General features: G+C 67.4%; 17 protein-coding genes. 8 read left to right on the top strand and 9 right to left on the bottom strand.

Annotation, left to right across the window (positions count from 1 at the left end; genetic code table 11):
- Nucleotides 1–415 precede the first annotated feature (415 nt).
- Nucleotides 416–1666: an alkaline phosphatase family protein gene (locus AC5P66_RS01780; protein WP_099495093.1), complete on the top strand. Its 1251-nt coding sequence runs from the start codon at nucleotides 416–418 to the stop codon at nucleotides 1664–1666.
- Between the two features lie 101 nt (nucleotides 1667–1767).
- Here AC5P66_RS01780 and AC5P66_RS01775 read toward each other — a convergent pair whose 3' ends face one another.
- Nucleotides 1768–1947: a 30S ribosomal protein THX gene (locus AC5P66_RS01775; RefSeq protein WP_004150462.1), complete on the bottom strand. Its 180-nt coding sequence runs from the start codon at nucleotides 1945–1947 to the stop codon at nucleotides 1768–1770.
- A gap of 110 nt (nucleotides 1948–2057) precedes the next feature.
- Nucleotides 2058–2471: a MerC domain-containing protein gene (locus tag AC5P66_RS01770; protein WP_005415804.1), complete on the bottom strand. Its 414-nt coding sequence runs from the start codon at nucleotides 2469–2471 to the stop codon at nucleotides 2058–2060.
- 136 nt (nucleotides 2472–2607) lie between these two features.
- On the opposite strand from AC5P66_RS01770, the gene AC5P66_RS01765 reads away from it, so the two are divergent.
- The 4 genes from AC5P66_RS01765 (at nucleotide 2608) to AC5P66_RS01750 (ending at nucleotide 8473) form a co-directional block, all read left to right on the top strand.
- On the top strand, nucleotides 2608–4815 hold the full coding sequence (locus AC5P66_RS01765; RefSeq protein WP_099495094.1) for a TonB-dependent receptor: 2208 nt from the start codon (nucleotides 2608–2610) through the stop codon (nucleotides 4813–4815).
- A 253-nt stretch (nucleotides 4816–5068) separates the two neighbouring features.
- A complete protein-coding gene (locus AC5P66_RS01760; RefSeq protein ID WP_019659167.1) occupies nucleotides 5069–5635 on the top strand; it encodes a TetR/AcrR family transcriptional regulator in 567 nt (188 codons plus the stop codon).
- Nucleotides 5635–7308 (top strand): MFS transporter, encoded by a 1674-nt coding sequence (locus AC5P66_RS01755; protein WP_049413555.1) that lies wholly within the window; start codon nucleotides 5635–5637, stop codon nucleotides 7306–7308. Before AC5P66_RS01760 ends, AC5P66_RS01755 begins: the two co-directional genes overlap by 1 nt.
- Nucleotides 7309–7318: 10 nt before the next feature.
- Nucleotides 7319–8473 (top strand): HlyD family secretion protein, encoded by a 1155-nt coding sequence (locus AC5P66_RS01750; RefSeq protein ID WP_099495095.1) that lies wholly within the window; start codon nucleotides 7319–7321, stop codon nucleotides 8471–8473.
- Nucleotides 8474–8568: 95 nt separating this feature from the next.
- Here AC5P66_RS01750 and AC5P66_RS01745 read toward each other — a convergent pair whose 3' ends face one another.
- The 7 genes from AC5P66_RS01745 to creB all read right to left on the bottom strand — a co-directional run bounded on the left by AC5P66_RS01745 (nucleotide 8569) and on the right by creB (nucleotide 16413).
- Nucleotides 8569–9060: a Fur family transcriptional regulator gene (locus tag AC5P66_RS01745; RefSeq protein ID WP_005415799.1), complete on the bottom strand. Its 492-nt coding sequence runs from the start codon at nucleotides 9058–9060 to the stop codon at nucleotides 8569–8571.
- 34 nt (nucleotides 9061–9094) lie between these two features.
- A complete protein-coding gene (gene gltX / locus AC5P66_RS01740) occupies nucleotides 9095–10498 on the bottom strand; it encodes a glutamate--tRNA ligase (RefSeq protein ID WP_099495096.1) in 1404 nt (467 codons plus the stop codon).
- Nucleotides 10499–10652: 154 nt separating this feature from the next.
- Entirely contained in the window at nucleotides 10653–12245 is a 1593-nt protein-coding gene (locus AC5P66_RS01735) for a M20/M25/M40 family metallo-hydrolase (protein WP_049413549.1), read from the bottom strand.
- A gap of 156 nt (nucleotides 12246–12401) precedes the next feature.
- Nucleotides 12402–12812 carry a hypothetical protein gene (locus AC5P66_RS01730; protein ID WP_012479575.1) on the bottom strand — a complete coding sequence of 137 codons (411 nt, stop codon included), beginning with the start codon at nucleotides 12810–12812 and terminating at the stop codon, nucleotides 12402–12404.
- A gap of 10 nt (nucleotides 12813–12822) precedes the next feature.
- Nucleotides 12823–14142: a cell envelope integrity protein CreD gene (gene creD / locus AC5P66_RS01725; RefSeq protein ID WP_049413546.1), complete on the bottom strand. Its 1320-nt coding sequence runs from the start codon at nucleotides 14140–14142 to the stop codon at nucleotides 12823–12825.
- Nucleotides 14143–14223: 81 nt separating this feature from the next.
- Nucleotides 14224–15684 (bottom strand): two-component system sensor histidine kinase CreC, encoded by a 1461-nt coding sequence (gene creC / locus AC5P66_RS01720; protein WP_495216055.1) that lies wholly within the window; start codon nucleotides 15682–15684, stop codon nucleotides 14224–14226.
- Nucleotides 15685–15687: 3 nt separating this feature from the next.
- Nucleotides 15688–16413, bottom strand: coding sequence for a two-component system response regulator CreB (creB, locus tag AC5P66_RS01715; RefSeq protein WP_080352990.1), 726 nt, complete (start codon nucleotides 16411–16413; stop codon nucleotides 15688–15690).
- A 35-nt stretch (nucleotides 16414–16448) separates the two neighbouring features.
- Between creB and AC5P66_RS01710 the strand changes: the two genes are divergently transcribed.
- The 3 genes from AC5P66_RS01710 to mfd all read left to right on the top strand — a co-directional run bounded on the left by AC5P66_RS01710 (nucleotide 16449) and on the right by mfd (nucleotide 21561).
- On the top strand, nucleotides 16449–17306 hold the full coding sequence (locus AC5P66_RS01710; RefSeq protein ID WP_049411136.1) for a 23S rRNA (adenine(2030)-N(6))-methyltransferase RlmJ: 858 nt from the start codon (nucleotides 16449–16451) through the stop codon (nucleotides 17304–17306).
- A 95-nt stretch (nucleotides 17307–17401) separates the two neighbouring features.
- Nucleotides 17402–17947 carry a GNAT family N-acetyltransferase gene (locus AC5P66_RS01705; protein ID WP_004150340.1) on the top strand — a complete coding sequence of 182 codons (546 nt, stop codon included), beginning with the start codon at nucleotides 17402–17404 and terminating at the stop codon, nucleotides 17945–17947.
- A gap of 149 nt (nucleotides 17948–18096) precedes the next feature.
- The gene (gene mfd / locus AC5P66_RS01700; protein ID WP_495216054.1) at nucleotides 18097–21561 is read left to right on the top strand and encodes a transcription-repair coupling factor; all 3465 of its coding nucleotides are present in this window, start codon (nucleotides 18097–18099) and stop codon (nucleotides 21559–21561) included.
- Nucleotides 21562–21580 lie beyond the last annotated feature (19 nt).

Here is a 21580-nt window from a genome sequence, read left to right as displayed (position 1 = left end):
CGGGCTGCGCCCGGCACCCGCAGAGGCAACCGCAACGGCCGAAGCAACAGCAGCATTCCGAAGCATGGCGTGGTGGGTCCGGCTGCGGGGGACGCCGTCAACCCGTCCTTGGGGGCTTGGCCGCGGCATCCATGCCGCGGACACCCCCGCAACCGGACCCACCCCGCCTTCGACAGATTCCTGAGATCTGTCGGGACGGCGCACTGCGCAACTGTTGGTAGGTGTCGACCTCGGTCGACACGGTAGACCCACGCCATGGGTGGATGGAAGCATCAGGAATTATGTCTGGAGAAAGCCCCCTTCCTGTTGAATGGGGCGCGCCGACTGGCGCGGGGATGAGGAAAAATGCGCGGACACGGCGCGCAATAGTGCGCCGTGTCTTGGGCCGGTAATTGCACCGGCTTATCATGCACGGATGACTTCCGTACGCCTGACCTGCGCGCTGGCGCTGCTGCTGCCATTGGCCGCCTGCACCACTGCGCCCGCCCCTTCCGCCTCCGTTCCCACACCCGTCGCTGCGGCTGCGCCGCCCAAGCTGCTGCTGATCTCCATCGACGGCCTGCGTGCCGACGCGCTGGACCGCGGCCTGACCCCGAACCTGCAGCGACTGATCGACGGCGGCGTGCGCGCACGCTGGATGACCCCGTCCTATCCGTCACTGACCTTCCCCAACCACTACACCCTCGTCACCGGCCTGCGTCCAGACCACCACGGCATCGTCAACAACAGCATGGACGATGAAGCCTTGGGCCGGTTCGAGCTGAGCAACCGCAAGGCGGTTACCACCAGCGGCTGGTGGGGTGGCGAACCGATCTGGGTCAGTGCCGAGAACGCTGGCGTACGTTCGGCCACCACGGCGTGGCCGGGCAGTGAGTCTGAAATCCGCGGCGTGCGCCCCAGCAAGTGGCGCGTGTACGACGGCAAGGAACCGCTGGAGCAGCGGGCCAGCATCGTGCTCGACTGGCTGGCGCAGACCGATGCTGATGCACCGCGCCTCACCACGCTGTACATGGAACACGTGGACAAGGCCGGCCACCACTACGGCCCCGGGTCGAAGCAGTACGCCGACGCCATCGTGCGCGCCGACCAGATCGTCGGCCAGGTGCTCGACGGGCTGCAGCAGCGCGATCTGGCCAAGACCACCAACGTGATCGTCGTGTCCGACCACGGCATGGCCAGCGTCGCCGACGGCAACGTGATCGCCACCGAGTCGATGGCCGACCCGGCCATTGCACGCAATATCAGCCAAGGCCAGTCGGTGGGTTTTGCGCCGGTCGCCGGCCGCGAAGCGGAAGCCGAACGCGCCCTGCTCGGACGCCACGCGCACTACGAATGCTGGAAGAAGGAGAACCTGCCGGCACGCTGGCACTACGGCACGCATCCGCGGGTTCCGGCCATCGTCTGTGTCATGGATGAAGGCTGGGATGCCCTGCACCAGGAGAAGATCGCCAAGCGTGCAAAGCAGGATCGAGGTTCGCATGGCTACGACAACGCACTGCCTTCCATGCGCGCAGTGTTCGTGGCCGGCGGCCCGTCGTTCCGCCAGGGCCTGGTGATCGATGGCTTCGACAACGTCGATGTCTATCCGCTGCTGGCCCACCTGCTGCAGGTACCGGCCGCGCCGAACGACGGCAATCCGGAAACGCTGAAGAAGACACTGCGCTGATGCGGTTGTAGAGCCGAACCCACGCTCGGCTCACCGGACAGGCATAAAAAAAACGCGGCGCCAGGCGCCGCGTTTTTCTTTGGACCGGTCGTTCGACCGGATCAGGCCTTGGCGACGGCCTTCTTCGCCACAGCCTTCTTCGCCGGAGCCTTGGCCACGGTCTTCTTGGCAACCGGGGCGGCGGCGCCTACGGCGACCTTGCTCGCGGTATGCGAACGGGCGTTGCCGTAGCTGGCGTTGTAGCGCTTGCCCTTGGCGGTCTTGCGGTCACCCTTACCCATGTCTTCAACTCCTCAAGTGTGAAATCTGGTTACCCCGTACTGACACGGGTTCGGCGGGGCCGCCTTGCTGGGCGCCCCCGCGCACGATCGAAAATCCTATCACGGAGCGCCTAGTGCGCGCAGCTGGCGTCGTGTACGTGGCCGTGGTTCAGGCGCAGGTTGACCAGATGGGCAACGCCCACCAGCAGGCCACCGATGGTCATCACCACCGCATGCGGCACGGCATTGTGATGCAGCGGCTCGTACAGCACGCCGGCCCACAGCGCGACCAGGCCGGGGATCAGGAAGCCCAGCGCACGCAGCGCGCCATGGCGGCGGTAACCCCAGACCAGGCTGAACAGCCCAAGCAGGGTCACGAACAGCACCAGCGCCTGTTCAACGCCGTCGCTCAGCCAGAACGACAGGCCCAGCGAGGGCGCTGCCGCCAGCAGCACCGGGATGACTGCGCAATGCACCGCGCACAGCATCGAACCGGTGGCACCAAAACGGTCGAGCAGGTGGCGCAGGCGTGAGGACAAGGACATGACTTCCAGCAGGGTCGGCGAATCGTTATGGAATAATATAACATCCCTTCCCGACCCGCACGCTTTCCCCTTCCCCCTTCCCATCGACGGGATTCGTGCGCCCAGCGATTGATACAGTGTAACAAAGGACCCATCCATGCCCGCCCACACCGCACGGCTCAAGCCGCATTCCCTGGCTCTGGCCCTCGCCGCCCTGCTGCCGTCCGTCGCCTTTGCAGCCGGTCAGGACACCGCCCATCGTGACCGCCACCTGACCGAACTGTCCTCGGTGCAGGTCACCGCGTCGCCGCTGCAGGGCGATGCCGAATCCCTTGCGCGCCCGGTGGAGGTGCTGGCCGGTGAGCGCCTGGACGAGCAGAAGGCCGGCACCCTCGGCGATACCGTGGCCAAGCTGCCCGGCGTGCAGAGCACCTTCTTCGGCCCCGGCGTCGGCCGCCCGATCATCCGTGGCCAGGAAGGCCCGCGCGTGGCCGTGCTGTCCAACGGCATGGGCAACATGGATGCCTCTACCGTCAGTGCCGACCACGCCACCAGCATCGAGCCGTTCCTGGCCGACCAGATCGAAGTACTGAAGGGCCCGGCCACGCTGCTGTTCGGCAGCGGTGCCATCGGTGGTGCGGTCAACGTGGTCGATGGCCGCATCGCGCGCGAACTGCCGGAGCGCCCGCTCAGCGGCCGCGCCGAACTGCGCGGCAATTCGGTGAACAACGAGCGCAGCGGCATGTTCCGCCTCGACGGCGTCAGCGGCAACGTCGTGCTCCATGTGGATGGCCTGGTGCGCAATGGCGACGACTACCGTATCCCCGGCTACGCGGTGATCGACAGCCTGGAAGACCACCACGACGACCATGACCACGACCACGCGGGCGAGGAAGGGGAAGAGCCGCGTCGCGGCCGCCTCGACAACAGTTCCATCCGCACCCGCGCCGGCGGCGTCGGCGCAACGTGGCTGGGCGACGGTGGTTACTTCGGTGTGTCGGCCAGCACTTACCGCACCAACTACGGCATCCCCAACGGCGCGCACGTGCACGCTGATGGCGACGATCACGGCCATGACCACGGCCACGACCATGGGGATGAAGAGGAAGGCGGCGACGAGCACGACGTGCGCATCGACATGGTGCAGAACCGCTTCGAGACCAAGGCCGGCATCTACAACCCGGCCTCGTTCCTGAAGAACATCAACGCACGCGTGGCCTACACCGACTACGAGCACGTGGAGCTGGAGGCCGGCACGCCCTCCACCCGCTTCACCAACCGTGGCATCGAAGCGCGCCTGGAAGCGGTGCAGCAGCAGATCGGTGGCTGGGACGGTGCCTTCGGCCTGCAGTTCGGCAACAGTGATTTCGGCGCCAAGGGTGAAGAGGCGTTCGTACCGGATACGGGTACGAAGAACATCGGCCTGTTCGTACTGCAGGAAAAGCAGTTCGGCCCGTTCAAGCTGGAACTGGGCGGCCGCCACGACCAGGTCAAGCTGGACCCCACCGGTGATTACCGTCGCCGCACGTTCGGCGCCACCAACCTGTCGGCTGCCGGCATCTGGAAGCTCAACGACGCGGTCGACCTGCGCATCGGCGTGGACAGCTCCGAGCGTGCACCGACCAACGAGGAGCTGTATGCCGCCGGCGCGCACATCGCCACCCGCTCGCTGGAAATCGGCGACGCCAACCTGAAGACCGAGCGCGGCCAGCGCGTGGAACTGGGCATCCACACCCACAGCGAGCGCCTGGACTTCTCCGCGTCCGTCTACCAGACCAAGTTCAAGGACTTCATCTACCTGGCCGACACCGGCGTTACCGAGGGCCTGCCAGTTCGTGCGTGGACCCAGCAGGACGCGGTGTTCCGCGGTGCCGAGGCCGAAGCGCTGGTGCACCTGTTCGAGGGCGGCGCCGGCGACTGGGACCTGCGCCTGTTCGGTGACTACGTGAAAGCCAAGCTGGATGGCAGCGGCAGCCGCAACCTCGACATCGCCGTGCCGCACGGCGACCACAACCACAATTACAGCGTGGAACTGGCCAACACCGGCTACCTGCCGCGCATCGCCCCGGCCCGCGTCGGCGCCGACCTGCGCTGGTCGAAGGACGGCTGGCGCGCCTCGGTCGGTGCGGTGCGCTACAGCCGCCAGAAGGACGTGGCGCAGAACGAGGAGCCGAGCGATGGCTACACCCTGGTCGACGCCCACCTGGCCTACCGTTGGGACCGCAACGCCAGCAACAGCTACGAGGTGTTCCTGGATGGCAGCAACCTGACCAACCGCGAAGTGCGTCCGCATACCTCGCTGCTGCGCGACTACTCGCCGCTGCCGGGCCGTGGCGTCGCATTCGGCATCCGCGCGTTCTTCTGATCGATGTAGGGGCGGATCCCTTTCCGCGGGAAAGGGCTCTGCCCCCACTCGCCCTTCAACGCATGGCGGGACCGCACCACGAATACCATTCTCTCTCCCGGGGGGCCGTCTGGCCCCCCGTTCCTTTATGCGTGAGCGAGGTCGCGGCGCCCTCGCTCACACACCCGTCACAAAGATGTGCGTACCACAACAAGCGGACAATCCCGTCACCCAATGTCTCGCCAATCGGACACTTCTGTCCGAGAATAATTCCATGACTGCCCAACGTGCCGATGCCGCTGCCCGCCGTGCCCTCATCCTCGACGCCGCCGATCATGTCTTCGGCCAACATGGCGTCACCGCCCCACTGGACCTGGTGGTCGAACGCGCCCAGGTGGGCCGCGCCACCCTGTACCGCAACTTCCCCGACCGCACCGCGCTGATCCAGGCGCTGCTGCAGCGCACGGTCGACCGCATCCGGCGCCAGGTCGAACAGCTCGGCGACCGCGACGACGCCCTGTTCGAGGTGTTCGAGGGCATGGCCCAGCGCATCATCGATTCGCCGGCACTGGCCGACTACTGGCGTGCGGTTGATTCGGACGTGCCGTCCATGCGCGCCGCGCGCGAGACCGTGCGCGACCTGCTGGAGGAACCGATCGCGCGCGCCAAGGCGGCCGGGCTGTGCCGTGCCGACCTGGAAAAGACGGATATTTCACTGATCTCGGGCATGCTGGGTGCGGCCCTGCGCGGCAAGACCCGCGACGAGCGCGCCCAGTTGGCCGGCCGCGCCCTGCAGCTGCTGCGTGGGGGTCTCCAGGGAGCTGCCAGCGAGGCCCGTTGATGGTCCAGCCGTATCTGAAGCCGGTTCCGGATTGGGAGGAGCATGAGAAGCCGACCATGCCCGGCTCGGCGTCGATGCCCTGGCACCCGCCATACCGGCGCGCGGCCTATGCGCTGGTATCGCTGCTGGTGGCGATCACCGGCGGCCTCGGCAATGCGCTGGTTACCGCCAACCTGCCGTTCCTGCAGGGCCAGCTGGCGCTGACCCCGACCCAGGGCAGCTGGCTGGTAGCGGCCTATGCGATGGTGAATGTCACCGCCAACCTGCTGGCCTTCAAGTTCCGCCAGCAATACGGCATCCGCCTGTTCGCCGAAATCGGGCTGGGCCTGTACGCGGCGTTGGCGGTCCTGCACCTGTTCGTCGGCAGCTTCGAGACCACGATGCTGACTCGTGCCGCCAGCGGCTTCGCCGGCGCGGCCTGTTCGACCTTGGGCACGCTGTACATGCTGCAGGCCCTGCCCCGCCGCTTTACCGGCAACCTGCTGGTGGTCGGCGTCGGCCTTTCGCAGCTGGCGGTGCCGATCGCCTGGATCGTTTCACCAGGCCTGGTCGATACCGGCCAGTGGCACCAGCTGTATTCGTTCGAGGCCGGCCTGGCGTTGTGCGCCTTCGCCGCGGTGGTGGTGCTGAAACTGCCGCCCGGCATCCAGGTGAAGGCCTTCGAGCCGCTGGATTTCCTTACCTTCGCGTTGTTGGCGCCGGCGGTTGCGCTGCTGGTGATCGTACTGGCGCAGGGCTACACCCGTTGGTGGCTCAACACGCCGTGGCTGGGCTGGGCGCTGATCGCCTCGATCGTGCTGTCCACCACCGCCTTCATCATCGAACACTACCGGCGCAATCCGCTGCTGCAGATCCGCTGGCTGTCGACGCTGCCGGTATTGCATTTCATCGTCGGCGCCTTCCTGATCCGCTTCCTGACCACCGAGCAGTCCTACGGCGTGGTCAACCTGATGCGCACGCTGGGCATGGGGCCGGACCAGATGCGCCCGCTGTTCGTAGTGATCCTGGCCGGGGTGATCGTCGGCATCGCCGGCGCCTCGCTGACCTTCGGCCCGAAGCGCCTGATCGCCCAGCTGCTGATGGCGATCCTGCTGCTGGGCGCTGCCGCATTCTTCGACCAGCACCGCACCAGCCTGGACCGGCCGCACGACTTCTACGCCAGCCAGTTCCTGGCCTCGGTCGGTGCCGGCATGTTCATGGGGCCCCTGATCATGCTTGGCATCTCTGCTGCGCTGAAACAGGGCGTGGACCACATGATCACCTTCCTGGTGACGCTGTCGATCACGCAGACACTGGGTGGGCTGGCCGGCTCGGCGGTGCTGGGCACCTTCCAGCTGCATCGCGAGCAGCTGTATTCCAGCGCGCTGACCAGCCAGCTCGATCCGGCCGATCCGGTGGTCGCGCAACGGTTGCGCCTCCAGCAGCAGCTGTACGCTGCGCAGATCACCGACCCGGTGCTGCGCAGTGCGCAGGGCAGCGCGCAGCTGGCGCAGACCACGCGCCGCGAAGCCAATGTGCGCGGCTTCAATGATGTGTTCACCCTTAGCGGTTGGCTGGCGATCGGTTTCCTGTGCTGGTTGCTGCTGCTGTCGCTGCGCACCGCCGTGCTCAAGCAATGGCGCAAGCGCCACCCCACTTCACCCGTTGTGGCCACCCCGGCCGCGCATCGCTGAGTCCTCCACCATGCCCCCCGTTCCGCCCCGACCCGACGACGCCGACAACGTCACCCCGCCGCCGCCCACCGACGCGGCGCCCGCGTCCACGCCGGTAGAACCCGCGGTCGCGCCGAAGTACCTCAAGCCCAGCGCGCGCAGCGTGGTGGTGATGGTGGTGGTGGCCCTGCTGGGCATTGCGCTGATCCTGCGTGCCTGGCACCTGTGGCCGTTCACCAGCAGCGTGATGGTGACCGACAACGCCTATGTGCGCGGCCAGATCACCGTGATGGCGCCGCAGGTCAACGGCTATGTGACCGAGGTGCTGGTGAAGGACTTCCAGCACGTGAAGGAAGGCGAGCCGCTGCTGCGCATCGATGACCGCATCTATGCGCAGCGTGTCGCCCAGGCGCAGGCGACGCTGGACAGTGCGCGCGCGGCGCTGGCCAATTCCGACCAGTCGCAGGCACAGAACCGTGCGCAGATCGCCTCGGCGCGCGCCACGCTCTCGGCCGGCCAGGCCGAACTGCAGCGCGCGCGCAACGAGCTGAAGCGCTACGAGGAACTGGCCGCGCAGCAGTTGGTGTCGATCAATGACCGCGACAAGTTCCGCACCAGCCAAGCCTCGGCACAGGCCAGCGTGCAGCAGTCGCAGGCGCAGATCCGCATCGCCGAGGAAACACTGGTGTCGACCCAGGTCGCGCGCAAGAGCCTGGAGGCCCAGGTGGAAAGCGCACAGGCGCAGCTGGAGCTGGCCCGCATCGACCTGGCCAACACGGTGATCCACGCACCGCGCGACGGCCAGATCAGTGAGGCCAGCGTGCGCGTGGGCCAGTATGTCGCCGCCGGTTCGCAGCTGCTGTTCCTGGTTCCTGACACACTGTGGGTGGTGGCCAACTACAAGGAAGGCCAGACCTGGGGCATGGCGATCGGCCAGCCGGCGACGTTCTCGGTGGACGCGTTCCAGGGCCAGGTGCTGAGGGGCCGCGTACAGGAGATCGCGCCCGCCACCGGATCGGAGTTCAGCGTGTTGCGCCCGGACAATGCCAGCGGCAACTTCACCAAGGTGGTGCAGCGGCTGCCGGTGCGGATATCGATCGATGAAGGCCAGAAGCTGGCCGCGCAGCTGCGGCCCGGCATGTCGGTGATCGTGCGGGTGGATACCGCAGGCAAACCGAAGGACTAGCCCTTGTCATGAAACGGGGTCAGATCCCTTTTGCCAATGGCAAAGGGATCTGACCCCACTCAGGATGCCGGCCAGCGGCCGGCACTACCATTGCATTACCCCGCGCAGCGCGCGCAGAGACCGTGCACTTCCAGGGTCTGTGCCTGCGGCTGGAAGCCCAGTTCCTTGGCCCGCTTCTCCAGCTGGCTGACGATCTCGCGGTCTTCCAGCTCCACTGCGCTGTGGCAGCTGTTGCAGATCAGGAACGGCACCGAATGCGCAGCGCTGCTTGGATGATGGCAGGCCACGAAGGCATTCACCGACTCCAGCTTGTGCACGAAGCCATTGGCCATCAGGAAGTCCAGCGCGCGGTACACGGTGGGCGGGGCATCAGCGCCCACGCCCTTGCCGTTGCGCACCCATTCCAGCAGCTCGTAGGCCTTGACCGGCTTGCCGGCCTCGGCGATCAGCTTCAGCACGTTGGCGCGGATCGGGGTCAGGCGCAGCCCGCGTTCGCGCGAGACACGCTCGACCACCGCCACGAAATCCGATGCGTCGTGGACGTGGTGGTGCGGGGCGGTACAGGCAGTGGCGGTCTTGGCGGGCATGCGTGTTCTCCGGTTCGGGCCTGGCAAGGATGCCTCAGGCCGTTGCTACCTTGGTGATGGCCACATCAATGCGTTTCAAGGCCTGCTCGCGGCCGGCCAGGTAAACGGTATGGGAAATGTCAGGGCTGACCTGGGTGCCGGTGATGGCCACGCGCAGCGGCTGGGCGACCTTGCCCATGCCGATTTCCAGCGCTGCGGCCGTGTCGTGCAGGGCGACGCCCACCGACTCGGCGGTCCATTCCGGCAGCGCGGCCAGCAGCTCGCGGGCCTTGCCCAGCGCCACCTCGGCACCGGCCTTGAAGTGCTTGGCCACCGCCGCTTCATCGTATTCGGTCAGCGGCTGGTACCAGACCACGGCCTTCTCGGCCATTTCCTTCAGGGTCTGCACGCGTTCACGCAGGGCGATCACCACATCCTCCGGAGCCGGGCCGGCGGCCACGTCCAGCCCCAGCTTCTGCAGCTGGTAGACCAGGTGCGGCACGATCGAGGCCACCTCCTCGGTCTTCAGGAAGTGCTGGTTGACCCAGCCCAGCTTGGCCATGTCCAGGCGCGAGGCCTTGGAATTGCAGTCCTTCACGTCGAACAGATCGATCAGTTCCTGGCGGCTGAACAGCTCCTGGTCACCATGCGACCAGCCCAGGCGGGCCAGGTAGCTCAGCAGTGCGTCCGGCAGGTAGCCGGCGTCCTTGTACTGCATCACGTCAGCCGCACCGGTGCGCTTGGACAGCTTGGCGCCCTGCTCGTCCAGGATCATCGGCATGTGGCCGAACTTCGGCACCGGCGCGCCGATGCCTTCATACAGGTTGATCTGGCGCGGGGTGTTGTTGATGTGGTCGTCGCCGCGGATGACCTCGGTGATGCCCATGTCCCAGTCGTCCACCACCACCGCGAAGTTGTAGGTGGGGTAGCCGTCCGGGCGGAAGATGACCATGTCATCCAGCTCGCTGTTGGCGATCTCGATGCGGCCCTTGATCAGGTCATCGAACACCACCGTGCCTTCCAGCGGGTTCTTGAAGCGGATGACGCGGTTCGGGTCGTCCCGGTAGGGCAGGCCCAGATCGCGCGCAGCGCCGTTGTAGCGCGGCTTTTCCTGCCTGGCCATGGCGGCCTCGCGCATGGCATCCAGCTCCTCGCGGGTCTCGTAGGCGTAGTACGCCTTGCCCTCGGCGATCAGCTGCTCGGCCACTTCCTGGTAACGGGCGACGCGGTCGGTCTGGTAGATCGGGCCCTCGTCGTAGTCCAGGCCCAGCCACTCCATCGCCTCCAGGATGGCGTCGATTGCGCCCTGGGTGCTGCGTTCGCGGTCGGTGTCCTCGATGCGCAGCACGAACTCGCCGCCGCGGTGACGGGCCTCCAGCCAGCAGTACAGCGCGGTGCGGGCACCACCGATGTGCAGGTAGCCAGTGGGACTGGGGGCGAAGCGGGTGCGGCAGGTCATGGACGGCTCGAGGAACGGGAATCCCCCGATTTTACCAGCCCACCGCCCCCGACGGAAAAAGGGGACGGAGGGGATTAAGTCGCGATTGCCCAGCCGTTGGGTGCTGCAACCGGGAAGCGGAGGGGAGATACGACTTAATCCCCTCCGTCCCCTTTTACGGTTCTACCTTTCGCGGGAAGGACGGCTCGCGCATTGCGGCGTTGTAGGCGAACGAAGCGACGATGGCGGCGGCCTGCTTCAGGTCTTCCGGTTCGGCGTGGTCCCAGGTGTCCAGGTGGCTGTGGTGGACGTTGGTGAAGTAGTCCAGCCGGTCCTGGATGAACTGGAAACCCGGCAGGCCGATGCGATCGAAGCTGATGTGGTCGGTACTGCCGGTGTTGCGGGTGGCCACGGTGGTGGCGCCCACGTCATGGAACGGCGCCAGCCAGGCTTCGAAGATCGGCATCGCCGCCAGGTTTTCCTGCGCGTAGATGCCACGGAAGCGGCCCGAGCCGTTGTCCATGTTGAAGTAGACCTGGAACTTGCTGTAGTCGCGGGTCTTCTGCAGTGCACCGGTCGGCTCGCGCAGCGACGCCGGCAGCGCTTTCTGGGCCGGATCGGTCGGCTCCGGGAACTTGCCGAAGTGCTTGGCCACATAGGCCTGCGAGCCGATCAGGCCCTGCTCCTCGCCGCTCCACAGCGCCACGCGGATGGTGCGCCTGGGCTTGGCGCCGGTAGCCTTGAGGATGCGCATCGCCTCCATCATCACCGCCACGCCGGCGGCGTTGTCGGCCGCACCGGTGCCGCTGTGCCACGAATCCAGGTGGGCACCGATCATCACCACTTCATCGGGCTTGCTGCTGCCGCGGATCTCGGCCAGCGTGTTGTAGCCGGGCTGGTCGGCCTCGTCGGTGAAGCGCGCCGCTACATCCACGCGCAGGCGCACCGTCTGCTTGGCCTGAAGCGCGCGCACCAGCGGATTGAAGTGTTCGCTGATCATCGCCAGTTCCGGGATGCCCACCGGCTCACCGGCCTTGCGCGAACCGCCGCCGGCAACGCGGATGATGCCGTTGTCCCAGCTGCTGATGCTGATCGAGGCCAGCGCGCCCTCTTCGACGAAGAACGCATTGACCTTGGCCGCCAGCTGCTGGCGCTCCTGGTACTCCTTGACCCGCTTGGCGCGCTCGGCGGTAGCGTCCTTGTCCTTGGGCAGGGTGAACTCCTGCAGGCCCTCGAGCGAGGTCGCGTCATGGCGGTGCGAATCGGGCTCGGTGCCCCGCTTGTATTCGCGTGCCTCGCCCAGCAGGAGGATCTTGCCACGCAGCTTGCCGCGGTACTTCTCGATGTCTTCGGGCTTCTTGATGTCAACCTGCACCAGCTCGCCTTCGACCGGGCCCTTCGTACCGGGGGTCCAGGCCTTGGGCAGCGCATGCAGCGGCTGCACGCGGTCACCCAGCATTTCCACGCTCGCCGAGGTGAATTCCCAGCCACGGCCGAAATCATCGAAGGCCTCGTCGTGGACGTTGTCCAGCTTCCATTCGTTGAACTTGCCGCGGGTCCACGCATTGGCGCGGCCCATCGCCGGCGAATTGCTCAGGCGCGGGCCGATGCGCTCGGTGAGATAGCTGAAGGTGTCCATCACCTGCGAACGGTGGAACGCCTCCTGACGGATGCGGCTGACCATGTCCAGGTCCACCGTCTCGCGCTGCTGTGCCGCTGCATTGCCACCCATCGCCAGCGCTACGGCCAGCACGCCCCACTTCAACACGTCGCACCCCTGCCCTTCGGCTCGATCATCAACCCATCGAGTCTAGCCAGCCGGGGCGCGGCGATACCGTCCCATCGGTCATGGACGGCGCGGAAGCGTGCGAACCAAGGGTTCGCACCTACAGGAGAAGGGTGGGGTCGTACCCGCAAAGCCGAATCACCCGCTCCATCCCAACCACAACTGCGCCCGCTCCGGCAGCAACAGCAACCAGTGCCGCCGGTCGATGCTGCTGCAGCCGTACACCGCCGCGTGTGCCGGCCAGTCATCCGGAAGGCCGCCGATGCCGATCTCGGCCAATGCCTCCGCGCCGGCCTTCCATGGCCGATAGCGCGGCACCCGGCCGGCCACCGCGCCGCGTCCCTGCCGCGCACCCTGCAGCCAACGCAATCCCTGCCCCTGCAATCCTTCGCAGGTCACCGCCGCCAGCTGGAAGCGGACCAGGCCGGGGGCGATCCGTGCCCCCGGCAGGGCCGCCAGCACGCCATGTGCCTGCAGCAGTGCGTCCACTTCCAGCAGGGCCGGAATGCCCTGCCGTGCCCGTTGCCGCAATCCCTGGCGCCAGCCCATGGCGTGCTCCTTACTTCAGGTCCGCGCCGAGCGCGTACCAGTCGACCCGGCGGGTTACCCACATCGCCAGCGCCAGGATCACGAACAGCAGCAGCGACCCCATCAGCAGTGCGTTGTTCTCCGACACCAGCAGGCCATACAGCGCGCCGTACAGCACGGTCAGCAGGGCCGCGAAGCCGAGGCCGCGCTTCCAATGGCCCAGCACGTTGGCCAGGTACACCGCCTGCAGGCCGATGCAGGCCACCGCCGAGACCAGGTAGGCCTTCCAGAACGCGATGTGTTCGGACAGGCTGATCAGCAGCAGGAAGAAGATCGCCAGCGCCAGGCCGACCATCAGGTACTGCAGCGGGTGGATGCGCAGCGACTTGATCAGCTCGAACAGGATGAAGCCGACGAAGGTCAGCAGCACGAACAGCACGCCGTACTTGGACGCACGGTCGGCCTGGGTGTAGGTATCGACCGGATCGACCAGCGACACCGTCACCGCCTGCGAGTCGACCGAACCTTCATTGCGCAGCTGTCGCTGTGCGTCGGAGGCCAGCGAGGACACCGCCCAGCGCGCGTCGAATCCCTGCGCATCAACGCGCCGCTCGTTGGGCAGGAACGCACCGCTGAACGACGGATGCGGCCAGCTCGAACGCAGCGCGATGTGGGTGTCATCGCCCACCGGCACCACCGACAGCATGCGGCTGCCATCCAGGCGCAGCTCCAGTTCAACGGTGCTGGCCGCCAGCGTGCCGCCCTGATCCGCAGCGAAACCGGCCACCGGCGCATGCAGGCCACGGCCGACTTCGCTTGCCACGCCGACGCCCGGCAGCAGGCGCAGCTGCTTGCCATCCACGCGCAGGTTCGGTGTACCGACCAGGCCGCGCACATCGGAAATTCCCACCGCCACATACGGCTGGCCATACGTGCGCCCTGCCTTCACCGGATAGTCGTCAGCGGCGAAGCTCGCCTTCATCTGGCCGTTCCAGCTGTACACCGGCACCTTGAACAGGCCGACTTCGCGCTGGCTCGGCAGCATCTCGCCGCCCACCTCCAGCGACGCTGGCATCTGCAGCCAGTGCCCCTCGGTGACCTGCACCTCGGTCTTCTTGACGCCCAGCGGGTCAACCAGTTCAACCTGCTTGCGTTCCACCCACGGCACCACCCGCACCGGGCCCACCAGCTGCTGCGTGCCGGCACGGCTGTCGGCCACCCGCGCAAAGGCCTCGTCGCGGTACTGGCTGCGTTCGGTGATCACCCCGCGGATCATCATCAGCGGCACCAGCAGCAACAGGATCAGCCCGCCGACAATGGCGAACCGCAGCAGCATCTTCAGGGATTTCATGGTCCATCCTCGTTGGAGAGGGCTGCAGGATGGACCGCTGCGGTGAGCAGGGTTTGTGGCGAATTTGAAGCGAGTGTGAAGTCAGCGGCGCGTCCGCTGGCCCGCTGCGCCCAACGGCAGCCACAGGCTGGCCACCGTGCCACCGCTATCGCGGGCGTCGAGGCTGGCGCGTCCGTCATGCAGGCGAGCCACTTCCTGCACGAACGGCAGGCCCAGGCCGGAACTGCGCCGGCCGCTGCCGGGACGCGCCAGTGAATAGAAGCGTTCGAACACCCGTTCGCGCGCGTAGTCGGGAATGCCGGCACCGCGATCCGCTACCTGCAGGCGCACGCCCTGCCCGTCCACCTCGGCCTGCAGTGCGATCTCCGCGCCGGACGGCGAAAAGGCAATGGCGTTGTCGATCAGGTTGTGCAACGCCTGCCGCAGCAGATAGGCATCACCCTGCACGCGCAGGTCGGGCACGCTGCCGATGCGCACCTCTACGCCGGCCGCCTGCGCACGCACCTGCGCCGCCGCCGCCGCATCGGCCAGCAAGGTTGGCAGCGCGATCGGATCGCGGGTCTGCAGCCAGCCGTGCTGTTCCACTTCGGCCAGCGCCAGCAGCTTGTCGATCGTCTCGGTCAGCCGCTCCTGTTGATCAACGATGCTGCGTGCAAAATGCACGCGGTCGGCCTCCGGCAGCGGCTCCTGCAGCAGCTCGGCGGCACCGCGGATCGCCGCCAACGGACTCTTCATTTCATGCGTCAGCGACTGCACGTACTGCTCGACGTAGGCCTTGCCCTCCAGCTTGCGGCGCATCGTTTCCAGTGCCTGCCCCAGGTCGCCGATCTCGTCGCGGCGCCGCCGCGGCGGTGGCACCGGTTCGCCGGCGCTGACCGCGCGTGCATAGCGGCTGAGCTGGCCAAGGCCCGTGGTGAGCCACATCGTCACCAGCACGCCGACCAGCGCCGACAATCCGATCAGCCAGGCACCGCGCTCGATGATGGCGCGCTGGCTGGCCGCAATGAACGGATCGATGCTGCGGTTGGGCTGGGCCAGGCTGAGCACGCCGATCAGGGTGCGGCCATCGGCCGGGTCGTATACCGGCGCCGCCACATGCATCACCGTATCGCCTTCTTCGCCTGGCACTTCCGGGCTGGAGCGGGCGCCGTACTCGCCACGCAGGGTGCGGTAGACATCGTTCCAGCGCGAATTGTCACGCCCCAGGTCGCGGCCCAGCGAGTCGTAGATGACGATGCCCTTGGCATCGGTGATGGTCACCCGGTAGTCCAGTGAGCGCTTGGGAAAGCGCCAGACCATCGCCTTCAGGTCACGCTGCCGCGCCTTGGCCAGGTTGCGGGTGAAGCTGCCGCTGCGGATGGTGCCGTCCTTGACATCGGCCGCCGCCATCTCGGCCAGCACGTTGGCGGCATCGACCAGGGTCGATTCCATCGCCTGGCGCACACCCGGCTTCACTTCATTGACGAACACGCGCATCACGAAGAACGCGGCGATGCCGGTGATCAGGAAGAAGCCGAGGAACAGCTTCAGGACCAGGCGCATCGGCTAGACCTCCAGCGCGTAGCCAAGGCCACGGTGGGTGCGGATCGGATCGTCGCTGGCACCGGCTGCGCGCAGCTTGGCGCGCAACGTCTTTACATGGGTGTCGACGGTACGGTCGGCACTGTCGGCGCTGCTGTCCCAGCCGCGATCCATCAACTGGGCGCGACTGAGAATGGCGCCCGGCCGCTGCAGCAGCGCTTCCAGCAACGCGTACTCGTAGCGGGTCAGGTCCAGCGCGTGGCCGCGGAAGCGGATGCGCCGGCCTTCGCGGTCGATGGCGAAGGCGCCATGTTCCTGCCAGCCCGCATCGGCGCCGGGGGCTGCCACGACCGGTGCCGCGCGACGCAGGCGCGCACGCACCCGCGCCACCAGCTCACGCGGCGAGAACGGCTTGGTCATGTAATCGTCGGCGCCCAGTTCCAGGCCCAGCACGCGGTCCACTTCATCGTTGCGGGCGGTCAGGAAGATCACCGGCAGCTGGGCCGCCGGCCCGGGCTGCGCGCGCAGCCGCCGGCACACCTCGAAACCGCCCAGGTCGGGCAGGCCCACGTCCAGCACCACCACGTCGATATCCCCGGCCTGCAGGCGTTGCAGGGCCTCGCCACCGAGCAGGCAGTGGCTGGCGGCATAGCCCTCGCTGCGAAGCGCATAAAGCACGGTTTCGGCGATGGCGGCTTCGTCCTCGACGACCAGGACATGGGCAACAGGAGCTGTCATGGCGCGCAGCATAGCCGCTGCGGCCGCCGCCCCGTACACTGCCGCCCATGAACTATCGCCACGCCTTCCATGCCGGCAACCACGCCGATGTGCTCAAGCACATCGTGCAGCTGGCCCTGATCGACAGCTTCAAGCGCAAGGACAGCCCGTTCTTCGTGCTCGATACCCACGGCGGTGCCGGCCGCTACCTGCTGGCCAGCGAAGAGAGCCGCAAGACCCTCGAGGCCGAGTCCGGGATCATGCGGCTGATGGCCCAGCCCAGGCTGCCGGAGGTGGTCGAGCGTTACCTGAAGGCAGTGCAGGCCGACAATCCGGTGGGCGCGCTGACCAACTACCCGGGCTCGCCGCTGCTGAGCGCACAGGCCATGCGCGCACAGGACCGCATGGCGGTCTGTGAGCTGCAGGAAGCCGAAGCGGCCGCGTTGAAGGCCCTGTTTGCCCATGACAGCCGCGTCGACGTGCGCCCCGGAGATGGCTACGCCCTGCTGCGCTCGCTGCTGCCACCCAGGTTCAACGGCAGCAAGATCGGCCGAGGCCTGGTGCTGATCGACCCGCCGTACGAGGCCCAGGACGCCGAATACCAGAACATCCTGGCCGCCCTGGCCGAGACCCTGGCACGCTGGCCGCAGGCCACCTGTGCGGTCTGGTTCCCGATCAAGCAGCGCCGCACCATCCTGCACTTCCTGCGCAAGGCCACCGCCCTGCCGGTGAAATCGGCGATGACGATCGAGTTCCTGGTGCGCCCGGACGACTCGCCGCTGCGCCTCAACGGCAGCGGCATGCTGCTGCTCAACCCGCCGTGGCAGTTCGACCGCGTGGTTGGTCCGGCCCTGCCGGCGCTGCGCCAGCACCTGGGCGAACCCGGGGCCAGCACCCGCCTGGACTGGCTCAAAGCCCCCGAATAACGGCCTTCACGAGGCTGTACCGCCGTGAGCCTTTCGTTCACGGAACGCAGCCCCGGTGATGCCACAATCGATGGACCACCAAGGAATCACCCGGTATGGCCACTCGCAACCGCATGCCGCCCTGGCATGAGATCTTCAAGGCTCCCAGCGGCCACGAGCTGCTGATCCGCCCCATCCGCCCGGAAGATGGCGCACCGCTGCAAGCGGCATTCAGCCTGTTCGGGCCGGAAGAAATCCGTGATCGTTTCCTGCAGGCGGTGACCGAGCTTTCGCCGGAAACCACCCAGCGCCTGACCCACCCGAATCCGAAGACCGAGATCACCCTGGTCGCAGCCGAATCGCTGCCCGCTGGCGAAGCGGTGGTCGGCGCGGTCGCCCGGGCGTCGATCATCCCCGGCACCCGTGAAGCCGAGTACGCGATCCTGATCAGCCGCTTCCTGATCGGCCAGGGCCTGGGACGGCAGCTGATGCGCAAGCTGGTGAAATGGGGCCGTGGCAAGTACCTGGACCGCCTGTACGGCGACGTTGCCGCCGAGAACGAACCGATGAAGCAGCTGGCCGCGTCGCTGGGCTTCAAGCCGGTGCCGCACCCGACCGGAGCCGAAGGCCTGGTGCGGATGGTGCTGGAGCTGGACAACTGACGGATGCGCCGGGCCCTGCCCGGCCACGTCTCCCGGTAGTGCCGGCCGCTGGCCGGCATTCCGCTCCCCCAACGGCGCCTGAGGCTGCCGGCAACCGGCCGGCACGACGCACCGGAGCCGGATCGGGCTTCTGCTAAAATCCGGGGTCCATGTCGCGTACCTCATACCCCGCCCCGCCGCTGCCGCGCGCCGGCCAGCTCCGCGCCTGGTGGCGCGCCCCCGCCTCGCCCACCGCACTGGCCTGGTACCTGGCCCAGGCAGCGCGCGTGCACGACGCACCGCTGCTGGTGATCGCCCGTGACAACCACGGCGCCAACCAGCTCGAAGCCGACCTGCAGACCCTGCTTGGCGGCGATCCAGGCCTGCCGGTGGTCGCCTTCCCGGACTGGGAAACCCTGCCCTACGACCGCTTCAGCCCGCATCCGGACATCATCTCGCAGCGCCTGGCTGCCCTGCACCGCCTGCCGACGCTGAAGCGCGGCCTGGTGATCGTGCCGGTGCAGACGCTGCTGCAGCAGCTGGCCCCGCGCAGCTACGTGATCGGTGGCAGCTTCGACCTGAAGGTCGGCCAGCGCCTGGATCTGGAAGCCGAGAAGCGCCGCCTGGAAAGCGCCGGCTACCGCAACGTGCCGCAGGTGATGGACCCGGGTGACTTCGCCGTGCGCGGCGGCCTGCTCGACGTGTTCCCGATGGGCGCCGACGAGCCGCTGCGGGTGGAGCTGCTGGACGAGGACATCGATTCGATCCGTGCCTTCGATCCGGAAAGCCAGCGTTCGCTGGACAAGGTCGAGGCCGTGCACATGCTGCCGGGCCGCGAAGTGCCCATGGACGAGGCCAGCATCGCCCGCGTGCTGGCCACGCTGCGCGAGCGCTTCGATGTCGATACCCGGCGCAGTGCGCTGTACCAGGACCTGAAATCCGGGCTGGCCCCGGCCGGCGTCGAGTACTACCTGCCGCTGTTCTTCGAGCGCACCGCAACCCTGTTCGACTACCTGCCCGACGGCAGCCTGCCGGTGGTCTGCGCCGGTGCCGGCGAAGCCGCCGAGGCGTTCTGGGCGCAGACCGGCGAGCGTTATGAGCAGCGCCGCCACGATGTGGAACGGCCGCTGCTGCCGCTGTCGGCGCTGTACCTGTCACCGGAACTGCTGCGCGAGCGCCTGAACGATGCCCCGCGCATCGAGGTATGGGCCGCCGACCACGCACGCATCGCCGACGCGCACGCGCTGGGCGACCAGCCGCTGCCACCGCTGCCGGTGGCGGCGCGCGATGCGCCGGCCGGCGAGGCGCTGAAATCCTTCCTCGGCCATTACCCGGGCCGGGTGCTGATCGCGGCCGATTCGCCCGGCCGCCGCGAGGCGCTGCTGGAAGTGCTGCAGGCCGCCGAGCTGAAGCCGCCGGTGGTGGCCGACCTGCCCAGCTTCCTCGCCGACGATGCGCGCTTCGCGATCGCGGTGGCGCCGCTGGAGGATGGCTTCGCGCTGGACGATCCGCGCATCGCGGTGCTGACCGAGCGCCAGCTGTTCCCCGAGCGCGCCGGCAGCACCCGCCGCACGCGCCGTGCCGGCCGTGAGCCGGAAGCGATCATCCGCGACCTCGGTGAGCTAACCGAGGGCGCGCCGATCGTGCACGAGGATCATGGCGTCGGCCGCTACCGTGGCCTGATCGCGATGGACGTCGGCGGCATGCCCGGCGAGTTCCTCGACATCGAATATGCCAAGGGCGACCGCCTGTATGTACCGGTCGCCCAGCTGCACCTGATCAGCCGCTACTCCGGTGCATCGGCGGAAACCGCACCGCTGCATTCGCTCGGTGGCGAGCAGTGGAGCAAGGCCAAGCGCAAGGCCGCCGAGAAGGTGCGCGACGTGGCCGCCGAACTGCTGGAGATCCAGGCCCGCCGCCAGGCGCGTGCCGGCCTGGCACTGCAGGTCGACCGCGCGATGTACGAGCCGTTCGCCGCCGGTTTCCCGTTCGAGGAAACCCCCGACCAGCTGGCTGCGATCGATGCCACCCTGCGCGACCTGGCCAGCAGCCAGCCGATGGACCGCGTGGTCTGCGGCGACGTCGGCTTCGGCAAGACCGAGGTGGCGGTGCGCGCTGCATTTGCTGCGGCCAGTGCCGGCAAGCAGGTGGCGGTGCTGGTGCCGACCACGCTGCTGGCCGAGCAGCATTACCGCAATTTCCGCGACCGTTTCGCCGACTACCCGCTGAAGGTCGAAGTGCTGTCGCGCTTCAAGACCAGCAAGGAAATCAAGGCAGAACTGGAGAAGGTGGCCGCTGGCACCATCGACGTCATCGTCGGCACCCATCGCCTGCTGCAGCCGGACGTGAAGTTCAAGGACCTGGGCATGGTCATCGTCGACGAGGAGCAGCGATTCGGCGTGCGCCAGAAGGAGGCGCTGAAGGCGCTGCGCGCCAATGTGCACCTGCTGACCCTGACCGCCACGCCGATCCCGCGCACCTTGAACATGGCCATGGCCGGCCTGCGCGACCTGTCGATCATCGCCACGCCTCCGCCGAACCGGCTGGCGGTGCAGACCTTCATCACCCAGTGGGACGACGCGCTGCTGCGCGAAGCCTTCCAGCGCGAACTGGCGCGCGGTGGCCAGCTGTACTTCCTGCACAACGACGTGGAGAGCATCGGCCGCATGCAGCGCGAGCTGTCCGAGCTGGTGCCGGAGGCACGCATCGGCATCGCCCACGGGCAGATGCCCGAGCGCGAACTGGAAAAGGTGATGCTGGATTTCCAGAAGCAGCGCTTCAACGTGCTGCTGTCGACCACGATCATCGAATCGGGCATCGACATCCCCAACGCCAACACCATCATCATCAACCGTGCCGACCGTTTCGGCCTGGCCCAGCTGCACCAGCTGCGTGGCCGCGTGGGCCGTTCGCACCACCGTGCCTACGCCTACCTGATCACCCCCGACCGTCGCGCGATCACCCCCGACGCCGAGAAGCGCCTGGAAGCGATCGCCTCGATGGACGAGCTGGGCGCCGGCTTCACCCTGGCCACGCACGATCTGGAAATCCGCGGCGCCGGTGAACTGCTTGGCGAGGACCAGAGCGGGCAGATGGCCGAGGTCGGCTTCAGCCTGTATACCGAGCTGCTGGAACGCGCGGTACGCAGCATCAAGCAGGGCAAGCTGCCCGACCTGGATGCCGGTGAGGAAGTGCGCGGCGCCGAAGTCGAGCTGCATGTGCCGGCGCTGATCCCGGAAGACTACCTGCCGGACGTGCACACCCGCCTGACCCTGTACAAGCGCATCTCCAGCGCGCGCGACAGCGATGCACTGCGCGAACTGCAGGTGGAGATGATCGACCGCTTCGGCCTGCTGCCGGATGCAGCCAAGCACCTGTTCGCCATCGCCGAGCTGAAGCTGAAAGCCAATACGCTGGGCATCCGCAAGCTCGACCTGGGCGAGAACGGCGGCCGCATCGTGTTCGAGTCCAAGCCGAACATCGATCCGATGGCGGTGATCCAGCTGATCCAGAAACAACCGAACCTCTATGCCATGGAAGGGCCCGACAAGCTGCGCATCAAGCACCCGCTGCCGTTGCCGGAAGACCGCTTCAATGCGGCCCGCGCCCTTCTGACCACCCTCGCCCCGGGTTGATCGCCCCCGAACACCCCGC

The sequence above is a fragment of the Stenotrophomonas sp. YJH_SMC_122 genome (assembly GCF_059369535.1).
This window is presented reverse-complemented; position numbering and strand designations above follow the sequence as displayed.